13 protein-coding genes are annotated in these 12,251 nt (G+C 69.6%); 9 read left to right on the top strand and 4 right to left on the bottom strand.

Translation table 11 applies throughout. From position 1 onward, the window contains the following. Window positions 1-71: 71 nt before the first annotated feature. The 3 genes from ACQP1K_RS09025 to ACQP1K_RS09015 all read right to left on the bottom strand — a co-directional run bounded on the left by ACQP1K_RS09025 (window position 72) and on the right by ACQP1K_RS09015 (window position 1,260). Entirely contained in the window at window positions 72-500 is a 429-nt protein-coding gene (locus ACQP1K_RS09025; RefSeq protein ID WP_200926632.1) for a DUF3052 domain-containing protein, read from the bottom strand. A 136-nt stretch (window positions 501-636) separates the two neighbouring features. Further along, window positions 637-1,044, bottom strand: coding sequence for a secondary thiamine-phosphate synthase enzyme YjbQ (locus tag ACQP1K_RS09020; protein WP_433500410.1), 408 nt, complete (start codon window positions 1,042-1,044; stop codon window positions 637-639). A 9-nt stretch (window positions 1,045-1,053) separates the two neighbouring features. After that, the gene (locus tag ACQP1K_RS09015) at window positions 1,054-1,260 is read right to left on the bottom strand and encodes a DUF1918 domain-containing protein (RefSeq protein ID WP_433500409.1); all 207 of its coding nucleotides are present in this window, start codon (window positions 1,258-1,260) and stop codon (window positions 1,054-1,056) included. 439 nt (window positions 1,261-1,699) lie between these two features. Here ACQP1K_RS09015 and aceE point away from each other — a divergent pair, with 439 nt between their 5' ends. Further along, window positions 1,700-4,462: a pyruvate dehydrogenase (acetyl-transferring), homodimeric type gene (gene aceE / locus ACQP1K_RS09010; protein WP_433500408.1), complete on the top strand. Its 2,763-nt coding sequence runs from the start codon at window positions 1,700-1,702 to the stop codon at window positions 4,460-4,462. Between the two features lie 252 nt (window positions 4,463-4,714). Here the strand turns inward: aceE and ACQP1K_RS09005 are convergent, their stop codons facing one another. Beyond that, the gene (locus ACQP1K_RS09005) at window positions 4,715-5,173 is read right to left on the bottom strand and encodes a helix-turn-helix transcriptional regulator (protein WP_433500407.1); all 459 of its coding nucleotides are present in this window, start codon (window positions 5,171-5,173) and stop codon (window positions 4,715-4,717) included. A 197-nt stretch (window positions 5,174-5,370) separates the two neighbouring features. On the opposite strand from ACQP1K_RS09005, the gene ACQP1K_RS09000 reads away from it, so the two are divergent. The 8 genes from ACQP1K_RS09000 to fabF all read left to right on the top strand — a co-directional run bounded on the left by ACQP1K_RS09000 (window position 5,371) and on the right by fabF (window position 12,249). After that, window positions 5,371-5,742, top strand: coding sequence for a hypothetical protein (locus tag ACQP1K_RS09000; RefSeq protein WP_433500406.1), 372 nt, complete (start codon window positions 5,371-5,373; stop codon window positions 5,740-5,742). A 4-nt stretch (window positions 5,743-5,746) separates the two neighbouring features. Beyond that, window positions 5,747-6,910, top strand: a complete 1,164-nt coding sequence (locus ACQP1K_RS08995) for a glutathionylspermidine synthase family protein (RefSeq protein ID WP_433500405.1) — start codon at window positions 5,747-5,749, stop codon at window positions 6,908-6,910. Window positions 6,911-6,918: 8 nt separating this feature from the next. Further along, window positions 6,919-7,377, top strand: a complete 459-nt coding sequence (locus tag ACQP1K_RS08990) for a DUF350 domain-containing protein (RefSeq protein ID WP_433500404.1) — start codon at window positions 6,919-6,921, stop codon at window positions 7,375-7,377. Window positions 7,378-7,457: 80 nt separating this feature from the next. Continuing rightward, window positions 7,458-8,630 carry a PucR family transcriptional regulator gene (locus ACQP1K_RS08985; protein WP_433500403.1) on the top strand — a complete coding sequence of 391 codons (1,173 nt, stop codon included), beginning with the start codon at window positions 7,458-7,460 and terminating at the stop codon, window positions 8,628-8,630. Between the two features lie 145 nt (window positions 8,631-8,775). Further along, window positions 8,776-9,672 (top strand): ACP S-malonyltransferase, encoded by an 897-nt coding sequence (locus ACQP1K_RS08980; protein ID WP_433500402.1) that lies wholly within the window; start codon window positions 8,776-8,778, stop codon window positions 9,670-9,672. Continuing rightward, window positions 9,669-10,625 (top strand): beta-ketoacyl-ACP synthase III, encoded by a 957-nt coding sequence (locus ACQP1K_RS08975; RefSeq protein ID WP_433500401.1) that lies wholly within the window; start codon window positions 9,669-9,671, stop codon window positions 10,623-10,625. The genes ACQP1K_RS08980 and ACQP1K_RS08975 overlap by 4 nt, the downstream gene beginning before the upstream one ends. A 93-nt stretch (window positions 10,626-10,718) precedes the next feature. Continuing rightward, window positions 10,719-10,958, top strand: a complete 240-nt coding sequence (locus ACQP1K_RS08970) for an acyl carrier protein (protein WP_055481378.1) — start codon at window positions 10,719-10,721, stop codon at window positions 10,956-10,958. A 58-nt stretch (window positions 10,959-11,016) separates the two neighbouring features. After that, window positions 11,017-12,249 (top strand): beta-ketoacyl-ACP synthase II, encoded by a 1,233-nt coding sequence (gene fabF / locus ACQP1K_RS08965; RefSeq protein WP_433500400.1) that lies wholly within the window; start codon window positions 11,017-11,019, stop codon window positions 12,247-12,249. Window positions 12,250-12,251 lie beyond the last annotated feature (2 nt).

Here is a 12,251-nt window from a genome sequence, read left to right as displayed (position 1 = left end):
GCGTCGCCAGGCCGTACGGCAGGGGAACGGATCAGCGGATCAGATCAGCGGTCCGGCGCTCCAAGGCGTTGTCAGCGTCGGGCCTTGGGTGCGACGAGCCGCGTCCCCGACCAGTCCCTGGCGGCGCTGACGCTGCTCGTCTGGGACAGTCCCGCGGTGGTCGCGTCCTCGCCGATGTCGCTTGGCTCGACATGGCCGTCGCGCCCCGCCTTGGGGGTCAGCAGCCAGATCTGGCCTCCATCGGCGAGCGCTGTCATCGCGTCGCTGAGCGCGTCGAACAGGTCCCCGTCCCCGTCGCGCCACCACAGCAGGACCACGTCGACCACGTCGTCGTAGTCCTCATCCACCAGCTCGTTGCCGGTCAGCTCTTCGATGGACTCGCGCAGCGCCTCGTCGCAGTCCTCGTCCCAGCCGACTTCCTGCACCACCTGACCAGCTTTGAGGCCGAGTCGTTCGGCCAGGCCGCGCTCACCTTGCGCCTGGCCCGCGGTCGCGCTCACGTTCATCCCTCCTGCTCGGTGACCCCGCCATAATCGCGGTTGTCCGGCTCCTGAGAGCCATGTTTCGGCACAGTCCACACGCTGCGACCCGCCGTCGTCAACGGTCGCCACGACCAGGCACCCGCACCGTTATCTGTTAATCGGACAAAAATGACAAACGCACGCGCCTGTCCGGGTTGTCGACGTTAAGATCGACCAACGCGACCGACTGCCAGGTCCCCAGCGCGAGCCTTCCGCCGAGCACGGGCACCGTGGCGTACGGAGGAATCAGCGCGGGCATGACGTGCGACCTGCCATGGCCGCGCGAGCCGTGCGCGTGCCGCCACCGGTCGTCGGCCGGAAGCAGCTCCCCCAGCGCCGCGAGCAGATCCTCGTCGCTGCCGGAGCCGAGTTCGATCAGCGCGATGCCGGCGGTGGCGTGCGGAACGAACACGTGCAGCAGCCCGTCTCCCCCGCATTCCCGCACGAAGTCGGAGCACTCCCGCGTCAGGTCGTGCACCCGCTCGCGGGAACCGGTGCGCACCTCGATCACCCTCGATTTCACAGCGCGATACTACGAGCCTCCGTGACTCGATCCTTGAGCCGGAACGACGACCGCATCGGGGCCCGGGTACACCAGCGCCTGGTGCCCGTCCTCGAACCTGACCATGAACGGCGGCTCGCCACCGGACCCGCGCACCTCGATGATCTCGCCCTGCCTGTCGCGTTCTCCCACGACGGTCCCGCGCACCAAGAGCCGGTCTCCTACCGCGGCGTGCATCTCGATCCCTCCTCTCAGGAGCCTGGTACGGCTATCGCCCGCTGGAGGGAGGGGAAACCCTTCCCCCGGCAGAGGAAGGGACAATTCATACCAAAACGTTACCGACAAAACAGACATGATCACTGGCGCCGAGGAGGTTACCCGCCCGCGCGCGGGGGCATGCCTAACCAGCGCGTATAGCCCGAGGTCGGTTCGGTGCACCCTGGAACAAACGGGGCTATCGAAGTCGTCCTATCATTGGAGGTCTAAGCCAGCCGAATCCCGCTGCCAGCGAGGACCTTTGGTTACCAGGGAGTAGAGATGCACTTTCCCGTATGAAGAGACAGGATGGAAGACGACCAGGACACCCGACAAGACTTCGCGATCCGGCAGGACGCAGCCGACAGGCAAGACCCATCAGACCGACGTGACCATGTCCATTCTCGGAAGGCGAGACCCAGTGGCTTCCGGACGCCAGCGTTTTTCGATCATCAGTGACGGCCTACCCAGCCAGTTGCCTGATGTCGATCCGAGCGAGACCCAGGAATGGCTCGAATCGCTCGACAACGTCATCAAGACCGAGGGGCGCACCCGCGCCCGCTATCTGATGCTCAGGCTGCTCGAACGTGCCCGCGAACGACAGGTCGGGGTGCCGGGCCTACGTAGCACCGACTACATCAACACGATCCCGCCCGAGCGCGAACCCTGGTTCCCAGGAGACGAGTACGTCGAGCGCCGCATCCGCGCCTACATCCGGTGGAACGCGGCGGTCATGGTGCACCGGGCCAACGCGCGGACGAACGTCGGCGGCCACATCGCCACCTACGCGTCCGCTGCCTCGCTCTACGAGGTCGGCTACAACCACTTCTTCCGCGGCAAGGACCACGGGGAGTCGGGCGACCAGATCTTCATCCAGGGCCACGCCGCCCCTGGCATCTACGCCCGCGCCTTCCTGGAGGGCCGGCTCTCCACCGCCCAGCTCGACGCGTTCCGTCAGGAGCTCTCGCACGGCTTCAAGGGCCTGCCCTCCTATCCCCACCCGCGGCTCATGCCGGACTTCTGGGAGTTCCCCACGGTGTCCATGGGCCTCGGCCCGCTCTCCGCGATCTACCAGGCGCGGTTCAACCGCTACCTGCTCAGCCGCAAGATCAAGGACACCAGCCGCAGCCACGTGTGGTGTTTCCTCGGCGACGGCGAGATGGACGAGCCCGAGTCGCTCGGCGCGATCGGCGTGGCCGCCCGCGAGGAGCTCGACAACCTGACCTTCGTCATCAACTGCAACCTGCAGCGGCTCGACGGCCCGGTGCGCGGCAACGGAAAGATCATCCAGGAGCTGGAGTCGTTCTTCCGCGGGGCCGGATGGAACGTCATCAAGGTCGTCTGGGGCCGTGACTGGGACCCGCTGCTCGCGGCCGACGTCGACAGCGTGCTCGTCAACCAGATGAACACCACGCCCGACGGGCAGTTCCAGACCTACTCCGTCGAGTCCGGCGCCTACATCCGCGAGCACTTCTTCGGCGGCGACCCGCGGCTGCGCAGGATGGTCGAGCACCTGTCCGACGACGAGATCCGCAGGCTGTCGCGCGGTGGCCACGACTACCGCAAGGTCTACGCCGCGTTCAAGGCCGCCCACGAGCATGTCGGCCAGCCGACCGTCATCCTCGCTCAGACGATCAAGGGTTGGACGCTGGGCAAGGACTTCGAGGCGCGCAACGCCACCCACCAGATGAAGAAGCTGAGCAAGGCGGAGCTCAAGGAGTTCCGTGACCGGCTCTATCTCCCCATCCCGGACAAGGACCTCGAGGGCGACCTCCCGCCGTACTTCCACCCGGGTGAGGACAACGAGGAGATCGCCTACATGAAGGAGCGCCGGGCGGCGCTCGGCGGCTATCTCCCCAAGCGGGTCATACGCGCCAAGCCGCTCAAGCTCCCGGGCGAAGCGGTCTACGATGTGCTGCGCAGGGGTTCCGGCAAGCAGAACGTGGCCACCACGATGGCCTTCGTCCGCCTGCTGAAGGACCTCATGCGGGACCCGGAGATCGGCCCCCGGTTCGTGCCGATCATCCCGGACGAGGCCCGTACGTTCGGCGTGGACGCGATGTTCCCGACCGCCAAGATCTACTCGCCGCACGGGCAGACCTACGAGGCGGTCGACCGCGAGCTGCTGCTGTCCTACAAGGAGTCGACCGAGGGGCAGATCCTCCACGAGGGGATCACCGAGGCCGGTTCCATGGGCTCGGTCACCGCCGCCGGCAGCACGTACGCCACGCACGGCGAGCACATGATCCCGGTCTACATCTTCTACTCGATGTTCGGGTTCCAGCGGACCGGCGACCAGATGTGGCAGCTCGGCGACCAGATGGGCCGCGGCTTCCTGCTCGGTGCGACCGCCGGCCGCACCACGCTGAACGGCGAGGGCCTGCAGCACGAGGACGGCCAGAGCCCGCTGCTCGCCTCGGCCAACCCGGCCTGTGTGGCCTACGACCCGACCTACGGGTTCGAGATCTCGCACATCGTGCGGGACGGCCTGCGCAGGATGTTCGGGGAGGACTCGGAGAACGTCTTCTACTACCTGACGGTGTACAACGAGCCCTACCCGCAGCCGGCGGAGCCCGAGGGGGTCGACGTCGCGGGCATCCTCAAGGGTCTGTACCTCTACGCCCCGGCGGCGGACACCGCCGGCGGCGGGCCGAAGGCGAACATCCTGGCCTCCGGTGTGGCCGGGCCGTGGGCGCTGGAGGCGCAGCGGCTGCTCGCCGAAGACTGGGGCGTGTCGGCCGCGGTGTGGTCGGCCACCTCCTGGTCCGAGCTGCGCAGGGACGCGCTCGCCGCCGAGCAGCACAACCTGCTCAACCCCGACGCCGAGCCGCGCGTGCCGTACCTCACGGCGAAGCTGTCCGGGGTCGCCGGGCCGTTCGTCGGCGTGAGCGACTACATGCGCGCCGTACCGGATCAGATCTCACAGTGGGTGCCGGGTGACTGGGCCTCGCTGGGCACCGACGGGTTCGGCCTGTCCGACACCCGTTCCGCGCTGCGCCGCCACTTCCACGTGGACGCGGCCTCGATCACCCTCGCGGTGCTCACCCAGCTCGTGAAGCGGGGCGAGCTCAAGCCCGAGGTGCTGCAGGAGGCCATCTCCCGCTATCACCTGAAGAACGGCGTGACCGAGGTCTCCGGCCAGGCCACGCCGGAGACCAACGACACCCAGTCGATGGGCGTCTGACGCCCGAGCCTGCGGGCTCGCGCGCCGCGGATCGACCTGCCGGGCCCCGGACTCACGTCCGGGGCCCGCTCGTCGTGGAGCCCCTGGGCGGCGAGTGCGGCCGGGCTCCGGAGCGTCCCAGGTCGCCTCGAAGCGGTGGACGAGAGCGGGCGCGCCACCGCCCGGGTGAACGGAACATCCACGGAACACGCAGACGCGGGACGCTGATCGCCACCGCGGTCTCGCGTGACGCGCACCCGCCGGGCCGGCCGCTCAGTCCTCGGTCAACCCGGCGAGCGTCTCCAGGGGGCCCTGATCGGGCTCGGGGTGACGCTCGTCGGTGACGGCCGCCGACACGATCCGGTCGAGCCGGAAGATCCGTACGTCGTCGCGCAGCCTGCACCACGCGACCAGATACCAACGGCCGCCCCGGCCGCCCAGGCAGATGCTCGGCTCGACCTCCCTGGCGGTCACCGTGCCGTCGGCGCCGCGGTACTCGATCCGCAGCACCCGCCGTCCGAGCAGCGCACGGTCGATCTCCCGCCGCACGGTCTCGAGCCCGGCCAGCGCGTATCCCGGCCGGCCGAGCCGGATGGGCACACCCGCCTCCCGGAGCTTCGCCACATCGCGCACGATGGTGCTCTTGCTGACTCCGAGCCGTGACGCCAGCTGCCGGGCGGACAGGCATCCCGCGTTTCTGAGCTCCTCCACCAGTGCGTCACGGCGCTTCATGATTTGAAACTACGTCGACCATTCCGGTAAGAACACTCTCAAATCCCCTAACTCACCCGACACACCACCATCACCCCAAAGGGAACCCTTCACCGGTCGTCCTCGTTTTCCCAGCCGGTTGTATCCTTTCCGGAACTTTCGACAGCAGGAGCCCGATGGCCGTCCCCCCGGCACACCCGTCGCCGCCCCCTCGACCGATGCCGTCCGGGCGTGGCCCCAAGTCGTCCACCGTGGTCAAGCTGGGCGCCGTCGGGGTGCTCTCGATCCTCGTCGTCGGTTTCTGCTCGGCGCAGCGGTCCCAGAAGGTCGACGCCGACTGCGTCGACACCTCCAGGCCCCTGCCCGACGGGTCCTACGCCGTCGTCGACGACGACCGCTGCGACGATCCCTCCCACCGCTACCACGGCTCCCACGGCGCCTACCGCTGGTACTACGGCGGCAGCCGCACCGGAGGCCGGGTCCGGGGCGGGACGACGGTCAAGCCGGCCGACGCACAGATCACGACCAGATCCGGCCGGGTGATCCAGCGCGGTGGCTTCGGCTTCCACGTCGGCGGTCGCGGAGGCTGACCGGATGCGCAGGGAGACATCGCCACCCCGCGAGGACTGGCCGGCCATCGTCGAGTCACAGGGCCTCGCCTTCCACCGGTCGGCCCATCCGGACGGCCTGACCAGGCCGTACTGGGACGAGAGCGTCCACTATGTGTTCACGATGGACGAGGTGCTTGAGCTGGAGGCCCAGGTCGAGGAACTGCACCGGATGTGCCTCGCCGCCGCCGACCACATCGTCGCCGAGGACCGCTTCGCCGACCTCGCCATCCCGCCCGCCTGCCGCGCTGCCGTCGCCGAGTCGTGGCGGCGGCGCGACCCGCACCTGTACGGCCGCTTCGATCTGCACTACGACGGGACCGGGCCGGCCAAGCTGCTGGAGTACAACGCGGACACCCCGACGAGCCTGGTCGAGAGCTCGGTCGTGCAGTGGTTCTGGTTGCGGGACGTACACCCCGGCGACGACCAGTGGAACTCCGTGCACGAGCGGCTGATCGACCGCTGGACGTCGTTCGCGCTGCCGACCGGCCCGGTCCACTTCGGCTGGACGAACGCCGACGAGACCGGCGAGGAGGCGATGACGATCGGCTACCTCCAGGAGACCGCCGAGCAGGCCGGCCTGACCACGGTCGCCATCGCCGTCGAGGACATCGGCTGGGACGTGCTCAACCACCGCTTCGTGGACATGGAGCACCGCATCGTCAGATCGCTGTGCAAGCTGTATCCCTGGGAGTGGATCGTCGCCGAGCCGTTCGGGACGCACGCCCTCGCCCTGCAGCCCTCGATGGCCTGGATCGAGCCCCTGTGGAAGATGCTGCTGTCCAACAAGGCGCTGCTGGCGATCCTGTGGGAGCTGTACCCGGGGCATCCGAACCTGCTTCCCGCATACCTCGACGGCCCGCGCGAGCTGGCCGACGGACCGGGCTACATCAGCAAGCCGCTACTCGGCCGCGAGGGGGCGTCCATGCGCATCGTCGCGCCCGGGGTCGACGTGAGCACCGACGGCGGGTACGGCGCAGAGGGCTACGTCCACCAGGAGTTCGCGCCGCTCCCCGACTTCGACGGCTGGCATCCGGTGCTCGGCGCCTGGATCGTCGGCGACGAGTCCGCCGGGCTCGGCATCCGCGAGACCTCCGGCCTGATCACCGATGACACCTCCTCGTTCGTCCCCCACAGAATCCAGACGTAAGGCTTCCCGTGAAGATAACCGACACCACCGACACCCTCACCCTCGCCGAGGTGCTCGGCAACGGCGCCCTGGCGGTCATGGCCTATGCGATTCTGGGGGTGCTGCTGCTCGCCGCCGGGTTCTACGTGGTGGACCTCGCCACGCCCGGGCGGCTGAGCAGGGTGATCCGCAACGAACGCAACCCGAACGCGACCCTGGTGGCCGCGTCGGGCATGGCCGGCGTCGGCCTCGTCGTCGCCGCCTCCATCTGGTCCTCGGGCGGGGCGCTGCGTGAAGGACTGCTCGTCACCCTGGTGTTCGGCCTGGTCGGGATCGCCGCGCAGACGCTCGGCATGTTCGCCTTCGACAAGATCGCCGGATTCTCCGTCGGCGAGCTCGTCCACGAGAGCACGCTGCAACCGGCCGCGATCCTGCTGTCGGTGACGCGTTTCGTGATCGGCCTCATCACCGCCGTCGCGGTCATCTGATCCCGGTACGACTCGGCCGCCGGACGGAAAGCGCGATGCGGACGGCACGGCCGAGGGGATGACCTGGCACGCTAGAGGGCGTGAGTGAGCGGGGCACAGACCGGATAGGCGACAAGATCAGGGAAGACACGGCGCGGCGGCTCGATCGCGCGATGGGCAGCCTGGGCACGGCGGCGATGGCCCGGATGGAGGATCAGCTCGCCTGGTACCGCGCGCTGTCGGCCGAGGACAGATCGTGGGTCGGCCTGGTGGCCCAGGCGGGCATCGCGGCGTTCGTGGAGTGGTTCGGCCACGCCGGGGAGGGGCGGCCGACGCCGAGCATCGAGTTCTTCGGCACCGCCCCGCGGGAGCTCAAGCGCAGCGTGTCGCTTCAGCAGACCGTCGACCTGGTCCGCATCGTCGTCGAGGTCGTCGAGGCCCAGGTGGAGGAGCTGGCCGCGCCCGGCGGCGCGGAACTGCTCCGCAACGCGATGCTCCGCTACACCCGCGACGTGGCGTTCGCCGCCGCTCAGGTGTACGCCAGGGAGGCCGAGGCGCGCGGCTCCTGGGACGCCAGGCTGGAGGCGCTCATCGTCGACGCGCTCGTCCGCGGTCAGGTCGACGACGGCCTGCACTCGTGGGCTGCGGCGCTCGGCTGGACGTCCGCACCCGTCGTGGTCTTCGCGGGCCACACCTCCGGCGAGGACCCGCAGAGCATCATCGACGGGCTGCGCGACAAGGGCCGCAGGGTCGGGCACGAACTCCTCGCCGGCGTACAGGGCGACCGGCTCATCGTGATCGTGGGCGGGGCCGACAGCATCAAGGACGCCGCCCGCCTCGTCGTGCCCCGATTCGGCCCGGGACCGATCGTGATCGGCCCGGAGGTCCCCGACCTGCACGCGGCGGCCAGCTCGGCCCGGGCCGCCATCGCGGGCCTGCGCGCCGCGACCGCCTGGCCGGACGCGCCGCGGCCGGTGCTCGCCGAGGACCTGCTGGCCGAGCGGGCCCTCGACGGGGACGAGGACGCCCGAGCCCAGCTCGTGGAGAACGTGTACAAACCACTCGCCGGAACTCCGCTGCTCGACACGCTCGCCACCTACCTCGAACAGGGGACGTCGCTCGAGGCCACGGCGCGGCTGCTGTTCGTGCACCCCAACACGGTCAGGTACCGGCTGCGGAAGATCACCGAGCTCACCGGCTACCAGCCCACCGAGGGACGCTCGGCGTTCACCCTCCAGGTGGGGCTCATCCTCGGCCGCCTGTCCGTGGGTTGAGACGGCCGGCGCGAATGTGCGTGCGGTTCCGGGCGGCCGTAACCTGGGTGACACCGAAACTGTAGGGACCACACAAACTACCCGCGGCAAAGTTCGTTCGGATCACCATCGGTGTGGTGAACTCCTACAGGGCAGGGTGGACTACGTGCTCGTCATCGTCGCTCCGGGCCAAGGCGCCCAGACTCCAGGTTTCCTTACTCCGTGGCTCGAACTCCCCGGGTTCCGCGACCGGCTGTCCGCCTGGTCCGAAATCGTGGAGCTCGACCTCGTCTCGTACGGAACGACCGCCGACGCCGACGAGATCCGTGACACCGCGGTCGCACAGCCCCTGCTCGTGGCGGCCGCCCTCGCGTCCTACGAGGCGCTCGGAGTGCGGCCCGACCTCGTCGCCGGCCACAGCGTGGGAGAGCTGGCGGCCGCGGCGATCGCCGGAGTGCTGACCGCGGAGGAGGCCCTGGGCCTGGTACGGGAGCGCGGCCGGGCGATGGCCAAGGCCGCCTCCGCCGCCGAGACCGGGATGCTCGCGGTGCTGGGCGGAGCCGAGGACGAGGTCCTCGCCTCGATAGCCGCGCACGGACTCACCGCCGCCAACATCAACGGCGCCGGTCAGATCGTGGCGGGCGGCACCCTGGAGCAGGTCGAGGCGTTCAAGGCCGCCCCGCCGCCGGGCGCACGGGTGCGCCCGCTGTCGGTCGCCGGGGCCTTCCACACCGTGCACATGGCCCCCGCCGTCGACCACATGCGTGACGCGGCCGCCGGCCTCACCCCTCGCGACCCCCAGATCACCGTGCTGTCCAACGCGGACGGCGCCGCGGTCGCCACGGGAACCGAGTTCGTCGACCGGCTCGTCGGCCAGGTGGCCAGCCCGGTCCGGTGGGACGCCTGCATGACCGCGATGGCCGAGCGCGGCGTCACCGCGGTGATCGAGTTGCTGCCCGGCGGCACGCTGACCGGCCTCGCCCGGCGGGGCATGCCCGGCGTGACGACCGTGGCCCTCAAGAACCCTGACAATCTGGACACGGCGCGAGAGGTGCTCAAGTGAGGATCAGTCAAGGCGCTCCGGGCGCGAAGGTGCTCGCGTTCGGTGGCTACCAGCCCGCCGAGATAGTGACCAACGACGCTCTGTCCAAGCGGATCGACACGTCCGACGACTGGATCCGCACCCGCGTCGGGATCCAGGAGCGCCGCATCGCGGGGCCGCAGGAGTCGGAGATCGACCTCGCCGTGCAGGCCGGCGGCAAGGCCCTGGCCGCGAGCGGCCTGTCCAGCGCCGAGATCGATCTGGTCATCGTGGCCACGTGCACGCTGGAGACGCAGATCCCCAACGCCGCCGGTCGCGTCGCCCACCGGCTCGGCATCGAGGCCCCCGGCGCCTTCGACGTGAACGCGGCGTGCGCCGGGTTCTGCTACGCGCTCGCCGCGGCCAGTGACGCCATCCGGGCCGGCTCCGCCACCAACGTTCTGGTCGTCGGCTCGGAGAAGCTCAGCCAGTGGGTCGACTGGGACGACCGGGCCACCGCCGTCATCTTCGCCGACGGCGCGGGCGCGGCGGTCGTCGGTCCGTCCGACACACCCGGCATCGGGCCCGTCGCCTGGGGCAGCGCCGGCGACAAGGCCGACGTGGTCGCCATCCAGAACCGGCGGTCGTTCCTGTACCAGGAGGGCCAGTCCGTGTTCCGCTGGGCCACCACCGCACTGCACCCGGTGGCCGCGCTGGCGTGCGAGCGTGCCGGAGTCGACCCGGCCGAGCTGGCCGCCTTCGTCCCCCACCAGGCGAACCTGCGAATCGTCGAGTCGATCGCCCGCAAGCTCGGCGCGGACAACGCGGTCGTCGCCCGGGACATCGTCCTCGCCGGCAACACCTCCGCCGCGTCGATTCCGCTCGCGCTGTCGCGCATGGTCGAGCGCGGCGAGGTGCCTTCGGGCGGCCTCGCACTGCTGCTCGGCTTCGGCGCCGGCCTCACCTACGCCTCTCAAGTGATCGAGATCCCTTAGGTTGTGTTCCAACACCTGTGCGGACCGCCGTACAGATCCGGAAAAATGCTCCGGAGCATCGGTAAATCAGAGAAATCAAGGAGAAGTCGCGCCATGGCAATGACCGAGCAGGAGATTCTCGCCGGCCTCGGCAAGATCGTCAACGAGATCACCGGCGTCCCCGCGGCGGAGGTCACCCCGGAGAAGAGCTTCGTCGACGACCTCGACATCGACTCGCTCTCCATGGTCGAGATCGCCGTCGCGGCGCAGGACGAGTTCGGCGTCGAGATCCCCGACGACCAGCTCAAGCACCTCAAGACCGTGAAGGACGTCATCAACTTCATCCAGGCCTGAACGCCGGGTTCCCGGACCACGGCGGGTCACTGAAGAACAACCAGAGGAGTGCGGACAAGTGAGTAAGGACCGGGTACGTGTCGTCGTCACCGGGCTCGGCGCGACGACGCCTCTCGGTGGAGATGTCGCATCCACCTGGTCGGCGCTCCTCGACGGGCGGTCGGGCATCCGGACGCTCACCGAGGATTGGGTCGACACCGTACCGGTGAAGTTCGCCGGTGTGGCGGCCGTCGATCCCGGCGAGGTGCTCCCCCGGCCCGAGGCCAGGAGGCTCGACCGCGCCGAGCAGTTCGCGCTGATCGCCGCCAGGCAGGCCTGGCAGGACGCGGGAGCCCCGGAGATCGACGGGGAGCGGCTCGGCGTCGTGGTCGGCAGCGGCATCGGCGGCATCGGGACGATTCTGTCCGCCTATGACCTCTACCGTGAGAAGGGCTGGAACCGGCTTTCGCCGTTCACCGTGCCCATGCTCATGCCGAACGGCTCCGCCGGCTGGATCAGCATCGAGCTGGGCGCCAAGGCCGGGACGCACGCGGCGGTGAGCGCCTGCGCCACCGGCGCCGAGTGCATCGGATACGGCATCGACATGATCCGCTCGGGCCGGGCCGACATGGTGGTGGCGGGCGGCACGGAGGCGGCCATCCACGGCCTGAACCTGGCGTCGTTCGCCGCCGCGCGCGCCATGTCGACCCGCAACGACGAACCGGAACGGGCCTCGCGCCCGTTCGACAAGGGCCGGGACGGATTCGTGCTCGGCGAGGGCGCCGGCATCGTGGTGCTGGAGTCGGAGGAGCACGCCCGGGCGCGCGGTGCCCGGATCTACGCGGCGGCCGCCGGAGTCGGTTACACCAGCGACGCCTACCACATCACCGGGCTCGACCCCGACGGCCAGGGCGGCAGGAACGCCATGCTGGCGGCGCTCAAGCACGCGGACATCGCCCCTGCGGACATCGTCCACGTCAACGCCCACGCCACCTCGACCCCGCTCGGCGACGAGATCGAGGCCCGTGCGATCAAGGAGGCCGTCGGCGGCCACGCGATCGTCACCGCGACCAAGTCGATGACCGGCCACCTTCTCGGCGGCGCGGGCGGCGTCGAATCGATCTTCACGATTCTCGCCCTGCACGAACGGATCGTGCCGGCCATCGCCAATCTCGACGATCCCGCGGACGGCATCGAGGTCGACCTCGTGCGCGGCGAGCCGCGAAAGCTCGACGGCGACCAGCTCGCCGCGATCAACAATTCGTTCGGGTTCGGCGGACACAACGTCGCCGTGGCCTTCACCACCGTGTGACT

The organism is Sphaerimonospora sp. CA-214678, assembly GCF_050942215.1.
GTDB lineage: Bacteria > Actinomycetota > Actinomycetes > Streptosporangiales > Streptosporangiaceae > Sphaerimonospora.
Note: the sequence above shows the minus strand (reverse complement) of the source record. Positions and strands in the feature narration are given on the sequence as shown.